We start from the raw sequence: 24,723 nt of genomic DNA on the forward strand, positions 1-24,723 counted from the left end.
ATTTTAAAAATGTGTGTCTAAAACCAATTAACCGCATTGTCCTCGCATACGGATAACATGTAATGTTGGCAGGTCTTCTGACTGACTTCTCTTCCGGAACCTTCCCAATGCGTTTTTTGCATCAGTGGTAATGAGCCTTTACCGGAAGATTTATGAAGCTTCACAGCAGCGGGACTGTTCGGGATTTCCACCCGATTCCCTTTTAATCCGCTTGCCCGAACGGACAGGCGAAACCAATCTTTTCGGCAAAAGTAAGTCTTTTGTTTGGAATACGCAAATAATGTTTATCATTTTAAAGGCACGTTAATGAGCAGAAAAGACAAATATTCTCTCTTCCTTGTGAATATCATGGCATAATTCCGGTTGATATAAAGAATTACACCCTTTCGGGCATAAAGTCAATTCATGGATAATGATCTTATGCCTGAAAGGGTGTAGCTTTGAAGCGTAACGTCCGGCCGGTTATTCAGTTTTCTGTTTGCCTTCTTTCTGGACATGGAACGGGGTTGCCGTATATCCCAGTTTCTTGATGGCGGCCTTCAGTTTGTCGGGAGAAGTCTTGTCTTTCCGGTATTCAATTGTAACTGTTTTCTTCGGAAGATCCACATCCAGTCCCGTCACGCCTTTTTCAAAAGAAAGGTTGTTTTCAATCCGTTTCTGGCATTTCTCGCAGGTCATTGAAACGAGAAAGGTTACTTCTGCCTTTTCTTTTTTGCTGTCTTTCATGATGGCCGCTGAGGAAGAGAAAGAAAGCCCCAGCATACATGCGGTCATCAATGTGAGAATTTTTGTTTTCATTGCAGTGTCTGTTTTTGAAGTTTATAGTTTCGGTATGTTATAACGGATTCCGGCATAGAGCTTGTAACCCATAGTCGGCCCCCAGACCATGGTTGCGTCAAAGTTCCTGCTGTACGGGTTGTCGGCCGAAATGACCGGATTATCCTGTTTGAAATTTGTCAGATTCTCTCCTCCTGCGTAGATGCTCCATCTGCGGAAGCGTCGCGTTACCTGTGCACTCAGCTGAGTGAATGAATGGAACGTGCCGCCCCACAGCGGATTTGTGGCATCGGGTGTCGGCATGCGTCCTCCGCCGTTGAACTGGACCGTCATGTCGAACTGCCATTTTTTGAGCGGCGTTTCATATGAAGCCGTCAATAGAGCCTTATAACGGCTTGTCAGCGGCTTGCGCATTGTCTTTCCATCGTAGGTGCCTTTCACATCCATCCATCGGTAAGCCCCAAGCAGTGTAAATCCCTGGAACAGCGGATAGCTGGCATCGATTTGGAACACACTTGACGTTGACCGTCCGTTGAGATTGTAGAAATAGACGGCATGCGGATTTCTGTCCATATCTGCGACCACTTGATTCTGAAAGTCGGTGTAGAACCACTCGGCATTTACGGTCAGTTCCTCATTCTTTACCGGAACATGGAAAGAGGCACTTATGCCGTAGTTCCACGCCTCTTCCTGTTTCAGGTCTTCTTCAATGTAAAGTTCGCGGCTACTTGCCAGCAGATAACTGTTCTCCGGGAATACAAACATCGTGCGATAACCTTTTCCGGCAGAAGCTCGCAGGTTCAGCCAGGAGGTTGCATCGTATTTGATGTGGACTCTGGGAGTGGCAAACCAACGGTGCAGTGAGCTGTAGTCCCCCCGCATTCCCGCCATCAAAGTGAACTTTTCGTTCGGCGTCCATGTATATTCTGCGTATACGCCCGTTACGTTTTCGCTGATGTCCCGCCATTGCGGGCTGTAACGTTCGATGACATTGCCACGCTGCGAATAATTGTCCCAGTTGTAGTTTAGTCCTGCTGCCAGTTTGTGCTGCTCGCCGAACTCGCTTTCATAGAGTAAGGAAGCGTATACATTCGATTCATATACATTATATATTTTTTCTGCATAGTTCGACTGCTGGTCATGATAAGAACCCGAAACGATAAATGCCACGCTTTCGTTACGATTCGAGTCAAGTATCAGACCGTTTTTTGAGAAAGCTTCGATTCGATTGGCATCGTTGTTGATGGTATAGGGAGAGAAGCTTTCATTTCCATGCAGTGTATGCGCTGTCTGTCCGCTGGTTCTCCGGTCGGCCAGTATTTTTACTCCAGACTGGGATACAAAGCGGGGAGTCTGGTAATGCCAGCGGTTCATGGCACTGAACGACTGCATTTCGGGCATGTCGAGAAACGTATCTCCATTCTTGTCATGCGCCTGCTCTTCATTGTAATAGTTCACGAAAAGGGCAGTGGAAAGGCGGTCATTCAGTTCGACCGCTCCTACAGCGTTTCCTTCGTACCGCCCGGCGCTGCTTGCGAAAACATTCACGAAAAGAGGATCGGCCATTTTAGGCTTCTTGTATTCCACGTTGATTTGTCCTGCCACAGATTCAAAGCCGTTTTTTACAGAAGCGGCTCCCTTTGAGATCTGAATACTCTGCATCCACGGACCCGGAATATAGTCCAGCCCGTAAACGGCGGCTGCACCCCGCAGGTTAGGAAAATTCTCCGTAAGCATCTGTACGTATGTGCCGGAAAGTCCCAGCAGCTGGATTTGTTTGGCTCCTGTTACCGCATCGCTGTACGCCACGTCCACCGAAGGATTTGTTTCAAAACTCTCCGAAAGATTGCAGCAGGCTGCGCGTGTCAGTCCTTGCGAAGTCACGCTTTCCGTGTTCAGCACGCTCCGCCTGTTCTTTATCGTGCCTATTCCTCGGGCTGTAATCACCACTTCTTCCAGATTGGTGCTGGAGGTCAACACCAGAACCTGTACATCGTCCGGACGTTCCATGTCGTGAGTCAGCGTGTTAAATCCGATATAGTCGGCCTTTAACCGTTTTACATTTCCCGGCACGGTCAGTTCAAAGTACCCGTTTTCGTCCGCCACAGACTTATGTTCGTTTTCGTCATATACGTATGCGCCGGGCAAGGGTGCTCCGTCTTCGTCAAGCACATAGCCTTTTATTGTCCGGTTTGACGTATCTGCCAGCAAAGGTGCAGATACCGTCAATAAAAAAGAAATCATTAATAAAATTTTCTGCATATCGGTTTCCTTTTAATACGGTGCAAAGATAAGCGCTCCAAGAAATGAAACCGTTACATTATTATGGATATGATTTATATTTCATCAAGAGGTTTCAGCTTGTGTCCTTTCATTTGTTTGAACCGGGTAGGTGACAAGCCGGTGGCCGACTTGAACTGGGCACTCAGGTGTGCTACGCTTGAATAATGCAGCTTGTCGGCAATTTCGCTCACCGACAGTTCGTTGTAGACAAGCAGTTCCTTGACCAGTTCTATCCGTTGCGCGATGCTGTACTTTTCTATACTGATTCCCTTCATTTCCGTGAAGAGTTTGCTTAGCGAACTGTATTCGCGATGGCACTTTTCCTGCAGGTACTCCGACAGATTCTTTGTTTCCTGGAATTCGGGATGGCGCACATACTCGATAACCCCGATACGTATCTGTTCGATGATACGCATCCGTTTGTCGTCAATCACTTCAAAGCCATAGGCTTCCAGCTTGGTTTGTATGGAGTTGAACTGTTCTTGAGTAAGTGGCCGAAGCAGAGAAACGGTTCCGAGTTCTACATCAACAGGCTGCACACCGCTTTCGTTGAATATTTCTGTGACTGTCAGAATGCAGCGCCGGCAGACCATATTCTTGATATACATGTGGTTCTCCTTCATGATTTCTATTCTTCATGTTAGCCGGGCAAAGATAAGCACATTGAATCATATTGGGGCATGCGCAGAACAAACCGTCATCGGTTTTATGTTTTTTTATTGAATCCGGCATCTGTTTCAATCTGCGAGAGCTGACAGAAAAATCAGAAGAAGATGCTGCAACGGGGTGTAGAAACAAAGGCACAGAAACGATATAGCCGAAAATTCATTGGGTTTCTGTGCCTTTGCGTCTGATTCCATTACTGTTTGACAAGCTCAATCCGCAAGAAACGGATGTTGTCGTCTTTTTCATGCTGGAGGTCTTCTCCGAAAGAACCGAGCCGGTTGAAGGTACCGGTGTCATTGACAGACAATTCAAGCTTTACGGTTCCTTCCTGTTCAAAAGCGACAGTTCCGATATCGCTCCATGTTTCCGGGTATGAGTGCTGGCGTACATTGGCCAGTTCCCCATCTTTTTGCAGGGTAACCGATTCGAACAGCCTATTTCCCACCTTCAGCGTGATGTTTGCTCCTTCTGCAAAGCTTTTCCTCCAATGCCGGCTTGTAAAAACTCTTACCAGATATGTACCGGGGCTGTCCACTTCGCATTTCATCAGCACCTTTCCCGTTCCTTTGCGGAAATTCTGCGTAGCCATGCCTTCGGAAAAGCCCAACCGGCCTTCCGGTCCGGGCACGACAGTTCCGCTTGCTATGGGAATGCTGATTATGCTTTCGTTCATGTAATTGGCATCATTGAAATGTACGGGTTCTTTGCATGTGAGTTTAAGCACAGGCACACGTTCGTAGTCCAAGCTGTCGGGCAGCGTCAGTTTGCAGATGTTTTCGCAAGAGAAGCTCACTTCTTCTCCCGATGAAAGCATTTCTGCCTTTTCGATGGGCGAGAGCATTCCTTTCAGTTCAATGCTGTTTCCGGCAGGCTGGCGGAGCAAATGCAGATACAGGGTATTGTTTTTGCGTGTTACAAAGCCCCACGGGAAATTGTCGTTGAATGGATTGGCGGTAGTGCCATAGATGGATTCGGCATTGGTTTTCATCCATTCGCCTATGAAGTTCATGATATCCACACTGGGCTGAGGGATCGTTCCGTCAGCTTTCGGTCCGACATTGACTACGTAGTTGACTCCCCGGCTTGCACATTCTATCAGTGAGCAAAGAATGTCTTTTGGCTTTTTCCAGTCGTGGTCATTTTTCTTGTATCCCCATGTCCGGTTCATTGTAGCTACCATTTCCAGATCCTGGCTCACCTTTGCGCAAGGCATTTCATTGTCACCCAGCATTCCATAGTCGCCCAAATCATATCCAACCCGTCCGTTGACGATGCATTCGGGCTGAAGCTCTCTTACAGCATTTACAAAAGCCCGGCTCTGCTCTTCTGTCAGATCCATCGGGGTATCATACCATAACAGGTCTATTTTCCCGTAACGGGTGAGCAGTTCCTTTATCTGCGGCAATGCCTTTTCATTGATATACTTGTCTGCGTCAGGCCTTACTTCGGATTTCGGCTTGCCGTAGTGTCCGTCATATTCTTTTTCCATCACGGCCGCCTCTTCTTCATGCCAGTCTTGCCGGTGCGAATAATAAAGTCCGACCTTGATTCCATGTTTTCGGCAAGCCTCCACCAGCTCCTTCAACGGATCTCCCTTGTATGGTGTTCTTTCGACATCAAAGTCAGACACGCTGCTTAGATACAGGCAAAAGCCCTCGTGGTGTTTGGTCGTGAAAATGATGTAGCGCGCCCCTGCATTCTTGGCCAGTTTGACCCATTCTTCCGGCCTGTAGTTTGCCATGGTGAAGCCGGAAGCCAGCTTTTCGTATTCGGAGTTAGGTATCTTGGCGAAGTTCTGTATCCATTCTCCTATTCCGTCGATTTGCTTTCCTTTCCATTCGCCGGCGGCTACCGAATAAAGTCCCCAGTGGACGAACATGCCGAAACGCGCTTCCCGCCACCATTCCATATCCGGATTAGCCGGCTGCTGCGTCTTTCCACAGCTGCAAAGCATATTGCACAGCAACAGTATGCTTAACCATTTTATCAAATTCATACTTCAATCAAAGTTTTATTAATGAAACATAGATTGGATTCCCTTCTGCCAGTTTTGCCTTTAATATGGTATTGCCCCGTTCGTTCTGTCCGATAGTCAGTCCCGATACTTTTTTGTCCGGTTTCAGTTTCCATTTCCCTTTCAGCTCTATTGCCATCGGTGTGGGTCTGGACTCCCAATAATTCTTGCGCAGCATTTCGGGGCGAAGGTTCGGATTACATAAAGCCAGCTCCAGTCCGTTTCCGTTTTTATCCTTCCGTTCCATAACCAGCAGTTCTGTTCCGGAGGCGCATACCGTTCCATAAGAAAGTCCCGATGCCGGGGCGAAAAACGCATAGGCAATCGTTGATGTGGGGCAATGCTTTATCACATGCAGGGAGTCGCGTTCTGCCATCACCTTAAAAAGATGCCCCTGCTCTTGCTTGCCTGCAATGTCTTTCATCCTTTCGGGAGTTGCTGCCGGAACTACCATAAACTGATAATCGGCCTCCTCCGGCTTGACTCCATGTTCCAGATACGCTTTGGCCACCGTTTCCTTGCCAGACTCTGCCGCTATGCCGTTCACCGAAGGCGTTTCCTGTTCGATATACTTTATGACCAGCTTGTCGTGATTCCGGGGAATATAATAGCCGGTTGTGACAGGAGTCACCATCCACACGCATTCTTCGGGACCGATCGCCGTTTCATGCCCTTGCGGGAAATCTTTTCCGTTTACTGTCAGCGTTCTGTATCCTTTGGAAGTGACCGCCTGGAAAAGATTGGTGGCTGTGATGTAGTCATCCGGATATTCCCCTTGGGCTTCTATGCCGGTGCCCAGGCTGAACAACATACCGTCTATGGCGAATGTAGACTTACAGAATTTCAGGTTTGTAGCTCTGAAGCGCGGATTTCCCCAGCGGTCGTCCTGATCGAAAGCAGCGGCAAATAGTCCGCAGTCTTTCCAGGCCAATGCTCCGGAAAAGTTGGTTGTAGACGACTTTTGGTCAAACCGGTCCGTATCATTTCCTCCCGGCATCATATCCTTCCAGTCCGTATAATGTACCGTTGTGCTTCCCGGCATCATGTTCCAGTCCCATCCTCCGTCTTTCTTTTCTTTGTCCGCCGGATAGCCGCTCGGCACAAGCCCTCCTTCATAGAGCACCTCCAGTGTTCCATGACTTTGATACCTTCCGAAGCGGTTTTGCCTGCTGTAGATTTCTCCGCCCCAGAATACAGTGGTGGGGCATCTCATGACGGCTACCCAATTATCTTTTCTGTATACGCCCGCCGGGCTGAAATTGAACTGGTAATAGCCGTCGGCATTCACTTCGGGAGCATCCGCATATTTTTTTGTCTTGTAGAAATAATTATACCATGAAGCCAGTTCCGGATCGTATGGCACACCGTCTATATCTCCTCCCACTTCGATCAGCGTTTCAAACAGGTCTTGCGAGAAAGCCACTTCCGTTCCATAAAACGGATGTCTTCCCGCCATGCTGTTTCCGAAGATGCGGTTCTTGTCGGAGTCGGAGCGCACGGCCATCAGATAAAGGCTGACTATGGCTTTGCGCATCCTTTGATAAGCGTCCTTTTTTATGCGGAAAGAAGTGCCTTTCAGTTTTCCCATGTATTCCACCCATGTTTTGTAAGCATACATGTATCCGTTATAATGGCTGTTGTGATGAAACCCTGTGCCATCGGGCTTCAGTACATCCTGTCCGCTGGGACTATATTGCGTGCAAGCAGAGAGGAAATGCGAAAAGGCCGACAGATCCCTTGCTGCAAGCTTGTTGTCCGGGTTGTGCAGGGCGCAGACAAACAGGTGAGGAGTAACATTATAAATATAGTCCGAATTGACTTGTTCACGGATTTTCTCTGCGCTTAAATACATCTTTTCAGCTTCCACCAGATGCTGCACGGCTGCTATCAGCCTCATCTTCCTTTGTCTGTCGCATACGGGCAGGGCACTTAAAAAATCGGCAGGCACATTGCGCACGTCACTGTAGTTGCTGTATCGGAATGCAGGAATGCCCTCTATCACATTTTGGGTAAAGAGGTAGTCGAGAAAAAGGTTGAGCTGTTGGACGCACTGTTTTTCCTGTACGGCGGCTGCGGCCAAGGCACGCGCCATGCTGCCAAGCTTCCGGGCTTCCTGCTGGGATACTGTCCCATTTTTCAGCAGGTTTTTTCCTGTGACCTCAGATTCATTTACACGCTTTAATTGATGTAATTGCAATTGAATCCTGGCCGTTTCAATTTCTTTTTCACTGGCTTTCGGGTAAGCCAGTCTGTATTTTTCCCGAAGCATGTCCAGTTCTTTTTGCCGGATGCTTGATACATCTTCTGAACTGTCCGGATGTTTTGCTTCTGATGACGCGGGAATATCCGCCGCTGCAGGAGTGAGCAGCAGCACGCCTCCTGCCAAAACCAACGTTTTTATGATGTCTTTTAATTTCATGTTTTTCATTTTCAGCATTAAAAGCCTGCCGTTTGAATTTTCCGATCAAGTAATATATCAGGCTCTAAAGATATATAATTTTGAAGAAATGAAAAAGAAACATTGCAGCTTATAAATTTCTGTTTTTATGATGAGATTCATATCTCCAGGCTGAAAATACATATCTTCAGGCTGGAGATGCACATCCTTAGACTGGAGATTTATATCTCTAGGCTGGAGATGCAGATGTTTCCGGAACCTGCCTGTTTTCTCTCCGCCAGCCAAGCAGCCACCTTACGCAGGCGAGGGCAAGGAAATTGCCATTCTGACCGAATTTATTAACTTTGCACATGATTATGGATACAAACAACAAAGTTTTGCTTGGGATGAGCGGAGGAACGGACAGTTCTGTCGCCGCCCTCCTGCTTCAGGACGCAGGCTATGAAGTGACCGGCATCACTTTCCGATTCTACGAGAAAAATGATGACACGGAATATCTGGACGACGCACAGGATTTGTGCAAACGCCTGCATATTCCCCATATCGTATATGATGCACGTAAAGCTTTCAAAGAAAAAATCATTCGCTACTTTATCTCCGAATACATGGCAGGACGTACGCCCGTTCCCTGCACGCTCTGCAACAACTTTCTGAAATGGCCGCTGCTGAGAGATATGGCTGACAAGCTCAACATTTTCTATCTGGCCACCGGACACTACGTAAAGAAAAACTTTATCGGAAAACATTGGCATATCTCCTGCGGAGCTGACCGGGACAAAGACCAGTCGTTCTTCTTATGGGGGCTTCCACAGGATATTCTGGAGCGCATGCTGCTGCCTTTAGGGGAACTGACGAAAACGCGGGTACGTGAGATAGCAGCAGAAAGGGGATTTCTGAAAGCAGCGAAGAAGAAAGACAGCCTGGGCGTATGCTTCTGCCCTATGGACTACCGGACTTTCTTAAAGGAACATGCTCCACACGGCAGCATTGCGCCGGGGCATTTTTACGATACGGACGGAAAAATTATCGGCACACACGAGGGATACCCGTTCTATACTGTTGGACAAAGAAGGGGATTGGGTATAAATCTGAACAAGGCGTTGTTCGTAAAAGACATCTTCCCGAGAGAAAACAAAGTCGTGCTCAGCGGCAGCTTGCAGGATCTGGAAAAGAATGAAATATGCCTGAAGGACTGGAATATCACCAATCCGGCCGCCCTGCTCGAAAAAGATGATGTCATCATAAAAATCAGATACAGAAAACAAGCCAACCGCTGTACTGTACATCTCACGGAAGACAACCAGCTCCGCGTGGAGCTTCACGAGCCGCTTGCGTCTGTGGCATCGGGACAGGCCGCCGCATTCTATCGCAAGGACATTGTTTTAGGAGGCGGCATCATCGAAGCCGCCTTCCCATAAAAAAGTCCAGCGCATCATTCCGAACGCAAAGGCACAACGTTACGGGCCTCTGCGTTCGGCACAGAACTACCACTTCAGCCGCCACACGGCACCGGCACGTACCCAGATGCCGGGCTGAGGGATATTGCCGTAGTCATAATAGGTTCTGTTCAGCAGATTGTTGGCTTCAGCATACACCCGATAAGAAGATGTATCCCACGACAGGCGCGCATCGAGCAGTGAATAAGGCTCATAAGCCACCATTTCTCCGTTCTGCTCATAATTTCCCATACGGTCCTGCCAACGGTAAGATACGTTGAGGTTCAGATTCCGCCAGACACGCAGATTCGCCTGTGCCACAACTTTGTGGCGAAGATACTCCAGCGCATATCTTGACTGGACATCCGGCTCCGACTTCTTATCCTGATCAATGTAAGCGTATGATACAGTCAGGTTTCTGATGAAAAAAGTCCTGTGCAGCATTTCGTCGAAACTCACATCCAGCGAAGTTTCCACTCCGGTGGTATTTACTTTTGCATGGTTGACAGACTGCCAGGGAGCATCGGCTCCTTCCGACAAATCCTTTATCCAGTCAATCAGATTCGTGCCCCGGTAATGAAAAAGACTGACAGTTCCCCGGATTCCCGGAGTCAGATATTTCACGCCTATCTCATAAGCTTTCATCTCCTCGGGCTTCAGGTATCTGTCGGCCTTGTATCCGTTCACCGAATAATAAAGTTCGGTAAAGGTAGGCATTCTCAAGGATGTGTTGAACGAGGCATACAGCTTCCAGTCGCGTGCAAACTGCCAGCTCGCGTCCACCCCCGGATAAAACCGGAAATTCATTTCATTTCCTGTATTTTTCACGGCTATAACGCCAGCCGAAAGCGTAAACCCTCTCAGCAGGATATTATGCTCCAGATGGAAACTCAGGTTTGTGCGGTTCAGCCCTGCCGTATATTCTCCTCCGCCGGGAGCCGGTTCAGGAAAGTGCAAAGGCTCTCCCAAAGTGGTACTGACTATGCCTTCGTTACGAAACTCCGCGCCGAAAGCGGTCTTTCCCAACGCTGTTTCCAATGTATTGTTCAGATTCAATCCGTAGACATCCGTCCGATGATAATTGAAAGGCACCGTTTCGGGGCGGTTGCGCACCAGTTCAAAACGGTCTTCCGAACGGTTCCAGTAAACCGAGGGCTTGAAACGATAGACATCGCCCTTGGTTTCCGCCTGGACGGCTGTATAGTATTTGCGTGTATGCTCAAACTGATCGTCATACTTTGCACTGTAGAAAGTGTTTGCCCCATAGTCTTTTTGGGTAAATCCGGCATGCCATCTTACCTCCGCTTTCTCATGGGCATATCCGCCCTGATAAAAGGCTTTCGCCTGTTTGAAGTCGCTGTTCAAACGCCCTGCCGCATTCCGGCTGAATCCGTCACTCCGGCTGAAACCTCCGGAGAACTGGTTGCTGAATGCTCCTTTCGTCAGATTTATATGGCCTCCTCCGTCGAAAAAGCCATACGAACCGCCTTCCGCCCGCAGCTCCATCCCGCTCTGCAAATCGGGACGGGTCACAATATTGATCGCTCCGACCAGTGACGATGTGCCATACACACGTCCTGCAGGCCCTTCAAGCACTTCAATTCGTTCTATTTCACTGATGTCAACTGGAAAATCGGCCGCATTATGGCCAGTCTGGGGGTCACAGATATTGATTCCGTTCAGAAGAATTGTGATTTGGTCGAACGTCCCCCCTCTGATACTGATGTCCGTTTGTACTCCCATGTCACCCCGCTGGCGGACATCAATCCCAACGGCATACTTCAGCAAATCGTTCACACTTTGCGCAGGAACCGCAGCAATGTCGTCACGGTCGAGCACAGTTACCATCCGTGCCGCCTGACTGACGGTCATCGGAACGCGCGTGCCGGTCACCTCCACTTCTCCCAACTCGTACAATTTCTCCTTTGCATGATTTTCTGTCTGCGCTGAAACAGAATCGACATTTGCGAATGTCAGCATTGCAGCCGACAATACACCGATTGTCACCTCCACTTTCAGGCTTATGAAAACAGCATAGGGACGGCGAGAGAAACGTTTGAAACGGACTGCACTGCTGCCTCTCTTAAAGTTTTCTTTTTTCATTGTGAATAAATATAGTTAATAAATACGAGGCAAAGAAACGACAAATAAACCTTACCAGCAAATCTCATCTGCTGAAAATACCCTTGTCACATTCGCCGCATTACGGCAAAGCACATGTTTCCAACACATTATATTTGAACTGTTAAATATTCATATTTTCATGGCTTACGACGTTTGCATTCGCTTCCAATTGCATACATTTGCGTTTGACAATAGTGTAAAACATGAGAAACTGATATGATTCGGATAGGTATAGATATTGGTTCAACAACCGCAAAGGTTATTGTGCTTGATGAAAAAGGGAAATTGCTTTTCTCCAGATACGAACGTCACAATGCACAAGCAAACGCAACTGTCACGCATATGCTCAAGCTTGCGCTCCGCACCTTAGGCGACATTGAGGCAAATGTAAAAGTAACCGGTTCTGTAGGCATGGGATTTGCCGAAAGATATGCTTTCCCCTTTGTCCAGGAAGTTGTCGCAGCCGCCAAGGCTATTCAAAGGAACTATCCCCAAACAGCATCTATGATTGACATTGGAGGAGAAGATGCCAAAATTGTATTTTTCAGGAACGGCAAAGCATCCGAACTGCGGATGAACGGAAACTGTGCCGGAGGAACAGGCGCATTCATCGACCAGATGGCTGTCATCCTCGGAGTGAACGTACAAGAACTGAACGAGCTTGCGCTGCAGTCTACTCAAATCTATCCAATCGCTTCACGCTGTGGAGTTTTCTGCAAGACAGACATACAGAATCTGATTGCCAAAAACGTAAGAAAAGAAGATATAGCGGCATCTATCTTCCATGCCGTAGCCGTACAAACCGTTGTCACATTGGCTCACGGATGCGACATCGCTTCTCCGGTTCTGTTCTGCGGCGGACCGCTTTCATTTATCCCTGCACTCAGAAAAGCGTTCATCAACTACCTGTCTGTCAGGGAACAGGATATTATCGTTCCTGAAAACGGGGCTATACTGCCGGCCTTAGGAACAGCTTTGTCTGATTCTGACAATGATATATCATACCGACTTTCTTCCCTCATAAGCAGGCTGGAAGAAAAAACCGGAAACAAATCTCCGCAGTCCCATCTGAAACCTATTTTCAGCACAGAAGAGGAATACGAAGAATGGCAAGTGAGGATGTCTGCCTGCAAAGTGGAGGCAAGCGAACTGAAGCCTGGCAGACAAAATGCCTTTATCGGCATCGATTCCGGTTCAACCACCACCAAAATCGTTGTGACTGACGAATGTGCCAGAATCCTGTACTCTTACTACGCCCCCAACGGAGGAAATCCGATTGAAGCAGTGGAAAAGGGACTGAATCTGCTGAAAGAAAAATGTGCACAAGCAAATGCAGAACTGCAAATAAAAGGAAGCTGCGCCACCGGATATGGGGAAGATCTGATAAAAGCGGCTTTCCAATTAGATTCGGGCATCGTAGAAACAATGGCACACTACAAGGCCGCACACTACCTCAACAAGGACGTTTCGTTTATCCTTGACATCGGCGGACAAGACATGAAAGCCATCTTCATCAGTCAGGGCACCATCGACCGGATTGAAATCAATGAGGCCTGCTCTTCGGGATGCGGTTCATTTATCGAAACATTCGCCAGAACTTTGGGCTTTACCGCTCATGAATTCTCAACAGCCGCCTGTCATTCGCTGTCGCCTTATGACTTGGGAACAAGATGCACTGTTTTCATGAACTCAAAAGTGAAGCAGGCACTGCGCGAAGGGGCAGCCATCGAAGACATTGCAGCAGGACTGGCATACTCTGTCATCAAGAACTGTCTTTATAAGGTGCTGAAACTGAAAGACACTTCTGCACTTGGAAAGCATATTGTGGTTCAAGGAGGTACGATGAGAAACGATGCAGTGGTGCGCGCTTTGGAAGTTCTGACAGATACAGAAGTTACCCGATGCAACATTCCGGAACTCATGGGAGCTTTCGGATGCGCCCTTCATGCCATCACCTGCCAAGGTGCTGAAACAGAACTGGACAACCTCATCTCCAAAGCTCACTATACCTCCCGCCTGCTTCACTGCAAAGGATGCAGCAACCAATGCCCGGTGGTCCGCTATCATTTTGACAACGGAACAAACTATTATTCGGGCAACCGGTGCGAAAAGATATTCACAAACGAAAATATCCGGAAAAAACCGGGTGCAAATCTGTATCAGGAAAAAAATGAACTGCTGTTCAGCCGCTGCAATACAAAAGCAGGAGCTTGCAAACTGACGATCGGTATACCCAGATGCCTGAATATGTACGAAGACTTCCCATTCTGGCATACATTGTTCACCGCATGCGGCATTCAGGTCGTACTTTCCGCCCCCTCCGACTTCAGACATTATGAACACAACGCCAGACTGGTCATGTCCGACAATATCTGTTTCCCGGCAAAACTGGTTCACAGTCATATTCAAGACCTCATAGAAAAGAAAGTAGACCGTATCTTCATGCCTTATGTCGTTTTCGAACGGAACGACAAGGGACAGAACAGCTATAATTGCCCGATTGTTACCGGATATTCTGATGTCATAAAAAGCGTACAGGCATCCGATATCCCGATAGATACACCTGCCGTCACATTCAAGCACGATGAATTGCTGCTGAAACAATGCAGCATCTACTTGAAAAGCCTTGGCTTGAACATGGATGACAAAACCATCAGACAAGCATTCGCCAAAGCTAAAAACGAACAAGAACTGTTCGGTAAAACGCTGGCAGAACGCTGCCGGGAAGCCCTGCGACAGGCAGAACAGGAGGAAAGGCTCGTTATTCTTCTGGCCGGAAGGCCTTACCACACGGATCCGCTGATCCAGCACAAAGTAGCCCAAATAATCTCAGACATGGGGATAGATGTCATTACAGAAGACATCATACGTGACACAGACATCGATATAAACGACAAAAGCACACACTTTCTGTCGCAATGGGCATACCCGAACAGAATTTTAAAAGCCGCCAAATGGTGCAGCATGCAGAACAGCCGGATTCAGTTTGTAGAAATGACTTCTTTCGGATGCGGCCCGGACGCTTTCCTCAGCGATGAGGTGCGCGATCTGCTGATCCGCCACGGAAAAGCGCTTACCTTGCTGAAGCTGGATGACATCAACAATGTAGGATCCATGAAGCTGAGGATTCGTTCGCTGGTGGAAAGCCTGAACGCCGCCATCAAAGCCGACAGGCTGCATAAAGCCACCGCACAGACCATGCCGGCAACGGCTCCTGAGGAAAACAATTGGCGGCAACGAAAAATTATCGTCCCCTATTTCACTCCTTTCCTATCTCCACTCATTCCTGCCATCATGCGCTGTGCCGGCTATGATGTGGAAAATCTTCCGCTCAGCAATCAAGCATCGTGCGACTGGGGACTGAAATACGCCAACAACGAAGTTTGCTATCCTGCCACATTGATTGTCGGTGATGTCGTGCGAGCTTTCAAGGAGAACCGGTATGACCCGGGAAACACAATCGTTGCATTGACCCAAACAGGAGGGCAATGCAGGGCAAGCAACTATATCCCGCTTATCAAGAAAGCGCTGGCGGATGCCGGATATGCACAGACGCCTGTCGTTTCGCTGACATTCGGCAATTCCATCAACGACGGCCAGCCGAATCTGAAGATAAACTGGCTGAAAATACTTCCCATAGCCTTGCGGAGCATTCTATACAGCGACTGTATCTCCAAATTCTATTATGCATCCGCAGCACGTGAGAAAGAGCCCGGACTGGCTGCAGATTTAAAAGATTATTACCTGAAAACAGCCGGACAAATGATTGCCGAAGGACACTCCGACAAACTGTTTGCCCTGCTTGCAGAAGCTGCCGGAAAATTCAACGGCATTTGCCGCAAGGTTAATTGCCGCAAAGTAGGCATCGTGGGCGAAATCTTCCTGAAGTTCAATCCTTTCGCCCAAAAGAACATCATCGGATGGCTGACAGAGCGAGGCGCAGAGGTTGTTCCGCCGATCATGACCGATTTTTTCACCCAAAGTTTCGTGAATGTCAACGTAAGGATTGCTTCCCACATCGACAAAAAGGAAATGCCTGCCTTCATCTACAAACTGGGATACTCGCTCGTCAAAAGAGAAATCAAGAAAGTGAACGGAATTGCCGGCAAATTCCGCTATTACATCCCTTTCAAGGATATATTCGACGAAGCTGAAGAAGCACGGAAAATCGTTTCACTCAACGCACAGTTCGGTGAAGGATGGCTTCTCCCGGCCGAAATCATGTCGTATGCAAAACAAGGGATACAGAATGTTATCAGCCTGCAACCTTTCGGCTGCATTGCCAACCATATCGTGTCAAAAGGTATAGAAAAACGCATCAAGCATTTCTACCCTGACATTAATTTACTATCTTTAGACTTCGACAGCGGTGTAAGCGACGTAAACGTAACGAACCGTATGCTGCTTTTCATAGACAACTTAAAATAACGAACAGACCATGAATACTGACAACAACGACAATCTGGAGCAGAAAATCATCGACACAGCCAGAGAAATATTCATAGAAAAAGGATTCACAGATACCAGCATGAGTGAAATCGCCGCAAAAGTAGGCATGAACCGGCCGGGAATACACTATTATTTCAGAACCAAGGACAGAATGTTTCAGGCCGTATTCGGAAACATCGTCTTATCTTTTATCCCCCAAATAAAAGACATCATACAGAACAAGGAAAAGCCAATTTCACAAAGAATAAGGGAAATTGTAGACGCCTACTACAGAGTGTTCAAAGAAAATCCCTACCTGCCACTGTTCATGCTGAAAGAAATCAACAGGGACGTATCTCACCTGATCGCTGCCATCGAACAACTGGGAGTAAAACAATACATGACCCAAATCACGGATGAACTGCAAGATGAAATGGCAGAGGGCAGGCTGCGCTCCGTACCTCTGCGGATTGTATTCATGAACTTCTACAGCCTGCTCACCGTTCCTTTTCTCACACGCGACCTGTGCGGCAAGATTTTCATCAACAAAGAGAAAGAAACGTTCGATACACTGCTCGAGCAATGGAAGATACATATCGTCAGCCAAATGACCAACCTGCTGGAGCCAACAAACAACTAAACAATACTAAAAGCATTACAAATCTTTAAAAAATAGAGTTTTTATCCCATTTTATGCTTTCTTTGTAGAAAAGGACCTGAATATGGAGAAAACTTTATTTTTATCAGCAAGCGTCGAGGACGCTTACATCACTCAATTTTGGGCAAGACTTGATGCACTGGTCCAAATGTACAATGAAAGGTACAGCAACATCATATTTGCTGACCTGAAAGAGAAAGAAGCGAACATCTTCTTCGTATACGTAAGAACTAAGGAGAAGGAAGAATTTGAAACGCTTAAGAACGCATGCGAAGATTTTGCCCAAAACGCTTCTTCTTTGATTCCGACCGATTATGTCACATTAAATTTGTTTATCAAGAACTTAGAAAAACAATAATATGATGGTCGTATAAAAGACAAAGGCTGTTTCACTGCATTCTGAAACAGCCTTTGTCTTTATTCCACTTATTATTGCATGTTCTTTTTCAGTTTCTCTGAAGGAACAATCTTGTAGAGCTTGTCGCTGGGACGTATGCGATCAGGAACTTTAAAGGATACATGCACGCCTTTCTTCACAACATCCACCGGCTTCAGATCCACACGGGCCTCATCAAGCGTAACATACATAGCTCCGGTTGTAGGGCCGGTAATCAGCAGCTTGTCGCCGACATTAAGCTCGGCTGCTTCTATCAAAAACTCAGCCACTCCGATATTGGAAAAATACTTAATGCCTTTGCCTGCATACACCTTCTTCTCTGTTGCTTCCGAGCCGTAGTTCCTGCTCCATTCTCCCAAACGCTGGCCCAAATAATAGCCGTTCCAGAATCCACGGTTGAATACAGTCTTCAGGCGCTCATCCCAGTCTGCCACCTTCTCTTCCGTAAATGTCCCGTCAATATACGACTGTATGGCTTCTTTGTAGCATTCTACCACAGTCTTCACGTATTCGGGACCGCGGGCACGTCCTTCTATCTTGAACACACGCACTCCCGCTTCAATCATTTCGTCCATGAAATGAATTGTTTTCAAGTCTTTGGGCGACATGATGTATTTGTTGTCCACCTCCAGTTCAATGTCGCTTTCCTTGTCCTTCACGATATAGGAACGGCGGCACACCTGCATACATGCCCCCCGGTTGGCAGAAGCGTTCAGTTCATTCAGGCTCAAATAGCACTTGCCCGACACCGCCATGCACAAAGCTCCGTGACAGAACATCTCTATGCGGACCAGCTCACCCATCGGACCTTTGATCTGCTCTTCCTGGATGGCATCGTATATCTTGCGCACCTGCTTCAGATTTAGCTCGCGCGCCAGCACCACCACATCTGCAAAACGGGAATAGAATCTCAAGGCTTCCACATTGCTGATATTCAGCTGGGTGGAAAGATGCACCTCCTGTCCCACCCGATTGCAGTAGTCCATAACCGCCACATCAGCCGCAATGACCGCACTGATGCCGGCCTCTTTCGCTGCATCCACAATCTTACGCATCAGCTCAAGGTCCTCATCATAGATGATGGTATTGATGGTCAGGTAACTCTTCACTCCATGTTCATCGCAAACTTTCGCAATTTCGCGCAGATCGTCAATCGTAAAGGTGTTGGCCGAACGCGCCCGCATGTTCAGGCTTTCAATTCCGAAGTAAATGGAATCAGCGCCGGCATGAAGGGCTGCCGCCAGCGATTCGCGCGAACCTACCGGAGCCATTATCTCAAAATCTTTGATAGAATAACTCATTTCTTTTTCAATTGATTGAAGCGCAAAGGTAGGCATTTTTCGGGATATAATAAAATTTCGCTACCTTTGCAGTCCAATATCAACGGAATGAAAATAAGAAACATCGAATTAGGAGATAAGCCTGTATTTCTGGCCCCCATGGAAGACGTAACCGACCCGGCTTTCCGCCTGCTCTGCAAAGAGTTCGGAGCAGATATGGTATATACGGAGTTCGTATCAAGCGATGCGCTCATACGCTCGATCGGGAAAACAGTGGTGAAGCTGAACATCAGCGAAAAGGAACGTCCGGTTGCCATACAGATTTACGGGAAAGATACGGATACAATGGTAGAGGCTGCACACATCGTTGAAGAAGCGCAGCCGGATATTCTCGACCTGAATTTCGGATGCCCCGTAAAGAAAGTGGCAGGAAAGGGAGCGGGAGCCGGAATGCTTCAGAATGTTCCCAAGATGTTGGAAATCACACGGGCTGTAGTAAATGCCGTAAAAATTCCGGTCACGGTAAAAACCCGTTTGGGATGGGATGCTGACCATAAGATCATTGCCGACCTTGCTGAACAGTTGCAGGACTGCGGCATTGAGGCACTGACTATTCACGGACGCACACGGGCACAAATGTATACGGGTGAAGCTGACTGGACATTAATCGGTGAAGTAAAGAAGAACCCGCGAATGCATATCCCCATTATCGGAAACGGTGACATCACGAGCCCCCAGCGTGCCAAAGAGTGCTTCGAGCTTTATGGAGTAGACGCCATCATGATCGGGCGCGCCAGCTTCGGCCGTCCGTGGATCTTCAAGGAAGTGAAACATTATCTGGAAACAGGCGAAGAGCTTCCTCCCCTTTCGTTCGGCTGGAAGATGAATGTGCTGCGCCGCGAAGTACAGGACAGCGTGAACTTGCTCGACGAACGGCGCGGCATCCTGCACGTGCGCCGTCATCTTGCCGCATCGCCCTTGTTCAAGGGAATCCCCAACTTCCGCGAAACACGCATTGCCATGCTGCGCGCCGAAACGCTGGAGGAACTGAACCGTATCCTCGACCATATTGAAGAAACCTACGGGAAAAGCCAGCAATAACAGCCAACCGCAACGGAGCACAACGGAACCTATGCCGCCGAATGCTCCGAAACGGTATATTTTTCTGTTCAGAAACGCAGATTTACGCGGATTCTCGCAGATGATTGTGCCAATTATCTGCGAAATCTGTGTTTCTAATATAATATATATCATTTAATCTTGCACACTTACCTATATCAAACCTTACAGTAAGGACAAACCATAAGCCGGTTCATAGCTGACTAATGCGTTGCCCGATACCAATCTGTATCCACCCAGTCTGCGGCTTGCGGACTTATACTGGGAGCAGAAGTCGTAATGCCTGAGAAGGTCCAGACAGACTTTACTCCTCCGGCGGCAGAATAATACTTTTCCGTATGGGCCTTATAAGGAACCGCACGGCCAAGCCGCTCGTTGAACTGCTCCAGCAAGACCGAATCGCTGCAAAGGTGCGATACATAGTCACCGTAATCATAAAAAATAGCCGGGTCATATCCGTCCATCGGTTGCAATTTCGCGCGCTCCGTTTCATCAAACACAAACAGTCCGTTTATCTCTTTCATCAGAGAAGCCAGTGTTTCCAGCTCAGAGCTACGGGTTATTCCGAACGTGGCATACGGATAACGATAAGCGGCATAGAACTTCTTGAACTCGCGGCAGACGGCCTCATAATCCGGCTCGCCCAACAGATACTTTCCGATTTCCGCATACGGCATGCCGAACGCCATAATCTCCGTGGGACAAGCGATCAGATAATCTGCCACATGACGCAATGTGTATGCCACTTCAATGGAAGACATATAGCAATCATCAAAAAGGATAAACTCCATCGGCATGCCGGCCCGCTCCAGGCTCTCCGCCAGCGTACTTATATCGGTCTGATAGGCACTGCTTGCTCCCCCGAAATAACGTGTCGCCCAAGCGTTGTCGTACTCCCAGTGAGGCTTGAAGCTTTCGGCGCTCCGGCTCTTCCGGCTCCCATGCACAGGAAGCCAGCCCATGCCGTGGCATCCGATTGTCATGGCATAGCTGCGTGCCGGAGCAAAGCTTTTCACGTCGTTCAAAATGGCGGCAAGCCCTCCGACGGTAGTGAATGCCGGAGAATCGTATGTTTTCAACGTGTTTCTCCGGGTTTCACCGTTCTCATAAACGATTTCGAACATGGAAGCCTCGGAAGAGGTTGTGGACAGAAAGACAACAACCCGCTCATTGTCCAGTCCCTTCTCACGGACAGCCTTCTCCATATCGGATATGTTTGTATAGAAATACGGAGTCAGGTTCGTAGACCACGGGAGATACATGAATAACGTCCTCTCGCAAAACGGTTCTTCATCCGTTTCGTTTTCCCGGCATGCAACCAAAAGAACGATTGCCGCCAGAAGGCAGAACCGGCACGTAAAGTTCAAGAGCTTCACCATACTTTCCGCAATCATTCAACCAGTTCAAACGTAACCAGCACTCCCTTATGGTCGGTAGGCCATACGCCAAGAGGCTCTACAAACCGGTCTTTCGAGGTTTCGACAATCCGCTCCGACTTCCGGATGCTCCCTTTCGGGCCGAACAGCACCGCATCCTTCAGCTTCAGCCTCCGGTCGGGATAAAAGAACACATAATCTATCCGGTCGCGCTCGTCCGATTCGGGAGCCCATGTGAGCCTGTTCACTTTTATCAGGGGATTGTCGGCCGGGAAAGTGAAGCCGGGATAGCTGAGCACATCCGGATACACCGTACGGTAAGCATCCACGAATCCGGCATTGTCAAGAAGCAGAGGAACGGTCCACGGGATAATCATGCCGTTGTGGTCATACAGATCCTTCGTTTCCCTGATCCAGTCGAGATGTGACGGCTCGTTGAAATCGCCTCCCAAAACTACCATCACACCATTTTCCACATCCTTCCGCGCTGCCTTGATGAAGCATTTGATCGCATCGTCACGGAAAGAAGCATCATTCACAGCCAGAACCTCGGCGATACTTTCCGGCTTCGGTATCTTTTTCCACGTGGAACCATCATAACCTCTCACATTATAATAAGCGTCGCTCAGATAATCAAGATGCGCCGTATACACGGCTATTTTCCGCCCGTAAATCTCTGTCAGCATCCGGTGGACAGTCCCATGGTCATCATGCAGCGGATAAACCACCGTGGAATCGGCAATGGGATACCTGCTGAGCAGTCCGGTGTCGTCGGAATAGAACGAATGGTAAGTTTCGCCTCTTTCCTTAAGCGAAGCGACAATCCGATCACAGAAACGGGTGGAATGATAGTTTCTGACCTCGCTGAACGTAACGAAATCCGGCTTCAGGCGCACGATTTCGTTGACTATGGCATCATAACCTCCGGGCACCACCGTACCTTCCTGCCAAATATTCCATTGCAGGACGGTAAACTTCTCCCCAGCCCGGACCGACAAGCTGAAAAATAAAACAAGCAAACTAAGAATTACGTTCTTCATATAATCTGATTTTTAGTTTCTAAACCGCCAAATGTCGGAAATGTTCACATAACCAACAACACAAATGCGATATTCTCTGATAATTTAAACTTTATGTTCCAACGGCTTCCCGCACCGTCTTTTTCCGGATATCTCGCAGGGCTGACGCATTACTAAAGTCATTGATATTCAGAGTATCTGATATTTAGAGATATACTAAAGCCAGATAAAAAGGCTGTTTTTTACCTATAAAATCAGTATATGCTGAATAATAAGTACTTAATAATCAATATTCTTTTTAATGCGTCAGCCCTGGGATATCTCGAACCATAAACCTCTTCACTGGAGTGATACGATCGTATCACTTAAGTGAGGAGATCGCCTCACTGGAGTGAAGAAATCGTATCACTCCAGTGAAGAGGTAACTTCAACCCGATATCTCAGGGCTGACGCATTACTAAAGTCATTGATATTCAGAGTATCTGATATTTAGAGATATACTAAAGCCTGATAAAAAGGCTGTTTTTTTACCTATAGAATCAGTATATGCTGAATAATAAGTACTTAATAATCAATATTCTTTTTAATGCGTCAGCCCTGCGATATCGTATTGTTTTTATCTCTTCACTGGAGTGATACGAATGCATCACTTAAGTGAAGAGATCGAATCACTGGAGCGAAGAGAACGTATCACAGGAGTGAAGAGGTTGTGATAATAGGCTGTTGCATCACGTTTTCGTGGGGATGCGGGCAAGTGTGCCGTGCTGGCGGGTGAATTGTGCCTCTATAAATTGTAAAAAATAAACAATTTCCCAAGGAAATTTGTTTGGGAAGAAATAATGCTTTATCTTTGGCTTCTGAACAAAGGATGTAGAACCTAACTTGAAGAAAGAAATGAAGAAACTGTTAAGTCTTGCATTGTGCGTGTTGCTTGTCAATGCGGCATGCGGAAGTGAGGTGAAAAAGAGTAATAATTTAGAAAGGACTGAAAATATGGAAGCTACTCAGAACGCTCAGGTGATTCACCTGAACAAGGCAGAATTTTTGGAGAAAGTGTATAATTACGAAAAGAATCCGGACAAGTGGACGTACGAAGGCGACAAGCCGGCGATTGTGGATTTCTATGCCGACTGGTGCGGTCCCTGCAAGATGATTGCTCCGATTCTTGAAGAGCTGGCGGCTGAATATGCCGGACAGATCGTTGTGTATAAGATCAATACGGACAAGGAGCAGGAGCTGTCGGCCGCTTTCGGCATCCGCAGCATCCCCACCCTGCTTTTTATTCCGAAAGAAGGCACTCCGCAGATGGCTCAGGGAGCCATGCCTAAGGCTGAGCTGAAGCGTGCGGTGAACGAGGTGCTGCTGGGGCAGAAGTGATTTGCCTTTTGGTTTTTACCGCAGATTCACGTGGATTGGCTCAGATTGTGACTGGATAATCAGGACTGTATCGCCCCGCGTAACTGGCATTGCGGAAAAGTAAAGTCGCCAGAAGTTTTTTCTTTATACGTCAAGAGGCTGTCTCAGAATGAAAACTGAGGCAGCCTCTTGTGTGATTCTCCGTTTCTAGGTAACGGCCTTATTGTTTTGTGACGGTCACTTTCTGTTCCGCTTTGTTGAAGTACCATTTGATTTCATACTGTCCGGTTCCTTCGGTCAGCTTGAAATTGTTGCTGGAGCCGTCTTTAGCTACATCTCCTTCATAGCTTATATTATCAGCGTTGATTTCACCGTCCCAGTCATGGTCGGGGCGGATTTTAAACGTGTCGTGAGTACTTCCGTCAGTTGATGCCTGTACTTCTACCGTGGCACTCAGATAGTATTGTGTCTGTCCGCTCGCATCGGTTTCTTGTCCGAATGCCAAGTCGATGTCATCGCTTGTTCCCCATTTGTTGTTGATTCCGATGACTCCCCAGTAATCGCGTGCCTGCGACATTTCCAGTACAAGCGTTGACCTGTTGAATGTGACGTTATAGCTCTTATGGCTGTATGCCGTGATGTTACTTCCGCCGGCGGTCAGCGTTGCCGTGGAAGCCTCGGCTTCTACATCGCCTCCCCAGTTCTTGTCGCTATCCCAACTGCTTGCGGCCAGTTTCCAGCCGCCATCGGGCAAACTGTTGAAATAAACCATTCCGCTGTAGGTGTCGTTGCTCTCAAGCGAATAAATTTTCTGGCTCGTTGCAAAGTCCCAGTTGCCGTCTATGCCCACTACATCAAGCGACGGATAAATCGCTTCTCCTTCATACGGTAATACTCTCACGTTAAGCACTTCGGAGAAAAGCGAGTCGGATGCGCTGCCGGTGATGAAACTGGCAAGGCGGAAGTTCAGGGTTACGGCTTCTTCGGGTGTAGTAGGGGTTTCCATGCCGTATGCGTTCAGCAAGGTTTGGATGTTTGCATTCAAATTGCTTGCGATGACAGCATAAGAGGTGATTTTGACATCAGTTTCGGTGGTCAGAACCTGTGCATTGGAGAAATTCTTTCCATCGATGTCCATTTGCAGAACGTTGGTGACGGGCACTTGCAGGCCGAAGTTTGGTTTGCTCCAGTCGATAGTAAACACGTTGACGGAAGCGTTGCTGGCATCAAGTGTGTAGAGGTCTTGTGCTGTTCCGTTGATGGAAAGCGTGGCGGGAGTAGCTGTGGTGCTATCAAATGTCGCCATCTCTCTGTCGGTTTCGCATGCCGTTAGGGCAAGGAGCGGCAGGCAGAGAGCTGCCATATATTTTGTCATTTTCATACGTTATTGTT

16 protein-coding genes and 1 riboswitch are annotated in these 24,723 nt (G+C 47.8%); of the genes, 6 read left to right on the top strand and 10 right to left on the bottom strand.

The genetic code is table 11. The features are described from left to right. Positions 1 to 50: 50 nt before the first annotated feature. A riboswitch (cobalamin riboswitch) is annotated at positions 51 to 253 on the bottom strand. A gap of 209 nt (positions 254 to 462) precedes the next feature. The 5 genes from QUW60_RS07030 to QUW60_RS07050 all read right to left on the bottom strand — a co-directional run bounded on the left by QUW60_RS07030 (position 463) and on the right by QUW60_RS07050 (position 8,159). Beyond that, positions 463 to 798: a heavy-metal-associated domain-containing protein gene (locus QUW60_RS07030; protein ID WP_258338564.1), complete on the bottom strand. Its 336-nt coding sequence runs from the start codon at positions 796 to 798 to the stop codon at positions 463 to 465. A 21-nt stretch (positions 799 to 819) separates the two neighbouring features. Then, positions 820 to 3,039, bottom strand: coding sequence for a TonB-dependent receptor (locus tag QUW60_RS07035; RefSeq protein ID WP_289559454.1), 2,220 nt, complete (start codon positions 3,037 to 3,039; stop codon positions 820 to 822). A gap of 74 nt (positions 3,040 to 3,113) precedes the next feature. Then, on the bottom strand, positions 3,114 to 3,683 hold the full coding sequence (locus QUW60_RS07040) for a helix-turn-helix domain-containing protein (RefSeq protein ID WP_289559456.1): 570 nt from the start codon (positions 3,681 to 3,683) through the stop codon (positions 3,114 to 3,116). Positions 3,684 to 3,919: 236 nt separating this feature from the next. Beyond that, on the bottom strand, positions 3,920 to 5,722 hold the full coding sequence (locus QUW60_RS07045) for an alpha-L-fucosidase (RefSeq protein WP_289559459.1): 1,803 nt from the start codon (positions 5,720 to 5,722) through the stop codon (positions 3,920 to 3,922). Positions 5,723 to 5,729: 7 nt separating this feature from the next. Next, entirely contained in the window at positions 5,730 to 8,159 is a 2,430-nt protein-coding gene (locus QUW60_RS07050; RefSeq protein ID WP_289559460.1) for a polysaccharide lyase family 8 super-sandwich domain-containing protein, read from the bottom strand. 335 nt (positions 8,160 to 8,494) lie between these two features. Here QUW60_RS07050 and mnmA point away from each other — a divergent pair, with 335 nt between their 5' ends. Beyond that, entirely contained in the window at positions 8,495 to 9,556 is a 1,062-nt protein-coding gene (gene mnmA, locus QUW60_RS07055; RefSeq protein WP_258338559.1) for a tRNA 2-thiouridine(34) synthase MnmA, read from the top strand. Between the two features lie 66 nt (positions 9,557 to 9,622). Here the strand turns inward: mnmA and QUW60_RS07060 are convergent, their stop codons facing one another. Next, positions 9,623 to 11,677, bottom strand: a complete 2,055-nt coding sequence (locus tag QUW60_RS07060; RefSeq protein WP_289559463.1) for a TonB-dependent receptor plug domain-containing protein — start codon at positions 11,675 to 11,677, stop codon at positions 9,623 to 9,625. Positions 11,678 to 11,914: 237 nt separating this feature from the next. Here QUW60_RS07060 and QUW60_RS07065 point away from each other — a divergent pair, with 237 nt between their 5' ends. From QUW60_RS07065 to QUW60_RS07075, 3 genes are all read left to right on the top strand, one after another. Continuing rightward, on the top strand, positions 11,915 to 16,126 hold the full coding sequence (locus tag QUW60_RS07065; protein ID WP_289559465.1) for an acyl-CoA dehydratase activase: 4,212 nt from the start codon (positions 11,915 to 11,917) through the stop codon (positions 16,124 to 16,126). Between the two features lie 10 nt (positions 16,127 to 16,136). Beyond that, a complete protein-coding gene (locus QUW60_RS07070) occupies positions 16,137 to 16,766 on the top strand; it encodes a TetR/AcrR family transcriptional regulator (RefSeq protein ID WP_258338556.1) in 630 nt (209 codons plus the stop codon). A gap of 82 nt (positions 16,767 to 16,848) precedes the next feature. Next, positions 16,849 to 17,142, top strand: a complete 294-nt coding sequence (locus tag QUW60_RS07075) for a hypothetical protein (protein ID WP_289559467.1) — start codon at positions 16,849 to 16,851, stop codon at positions 17,140 to 17,142. A 71-nt stretch (positions 17,143 to 17,213) separates the two neighbouring features. Here the strand turns inward: QUW60_RS07075 and QUW60_RS07080 are convergent, their stop codons facing one another. Further along, complete coding sequence (locus tag QUW60_RS07080) at positions 17,214 to 18,482, bottom strand: peptidase U32 family protein (protein WP_289559469.1); 1,269 nt, start codon at positions 18,480 to 18,482, stop codon at positions 17,214 to 17,216. 87 nt (positions 18,483 to 18,569) lie between these two features. Here QUW60_RS07080 and dusB point away from each other — a divergent pair, with 87 nt between their 5' ends. After that, positions 18,570 to 19,562: a tRNA dihydrouridine synthase DusB gene (gene dusB, locus QUW60_RS07085; RefSeq protein WP_289559471.1), complete on the top strand. Its 993-nt coding sequence runs from the start codon at positions 18,570 to 18,572 to the stop codon at positions 19,560 to 19,562. Positions 19,563 to 19,783: 221 nt separating this feature from the next. On the opposite strand, the gene QUW60_RS07090 is transcribed toward dusB, so the two are convergent. Together QUW60_RS07090 and QUW60_RS07095 are read right to left on the bottom strand one after the other, a co-directional pair. Beyond that, positions 19,784 to 20,959 (bottom strand): clostripain-related cysteine peptidase, encoded by a 1,176-nt coding sequence (locus QUW60_RS07090; protein ID WP_289559473.1) that lies wholly within the window; start codon positions 20,957 to 20,959, stop codon positions 19,784 to 19,786. A gap of 11 nt (positions 20,960 to 20,970) precedes the next feature. Beyond that, a complete protein-coding gene (locus tag QUW60_RS07095) occupies positions 20,971 to 21,996 on the bottom strand; it encodes an endonuclease/exonuclease/phosphatase family protein (RefSeq protein WP_258338551.1) in 1,026 nt (341 codons plus the stop codon). Positions 21,997 to 22,869: 873 nt separating this feature from the next. On the opposite strand from QUW60_RS07095, the gene trxA reads away from it, so the two are divergent. Continuing rightward, complete coding sequence (gene trxA, locus QUW60_RS07100; protein ID WP_258337233.1) at positions 22,870 to 23,352, top strand: thioredoxin; 483 nt, start codon at positions 22,870 to 22,872, stop codon at positions 23,350 to 23,352. A 199-nt stretch (positions 23,353 to 23,551) separates the two neighbouring features. Here the strand turns inward: trxA and QUW60_RS07105 are convergent, their stop codons facing one another. After that, positions 23,552 to 24,712 (bottom strand): SusE domain-containing protein, encoded by a 1,161-nt coding sequence (locus QUW60_RS07105; RefSeq protein WP_289559476.1) that lies wholly within the window; start codon positions 24,710 to 24,712, stop codon positions 23,552 to 23,554. Positions 24,713 to 24,723 lie beyond the last annotated feature (11 nt).

This window comes from Bacteroides gallinaceum (assembly GCF_030373775.1).
GTDB lineage: Bacteria > Bacteroidota > Bacteroidia > Bacteroidales > Bacteroidaceae > Phocaeicola > Phocaeicola excrementipullorum.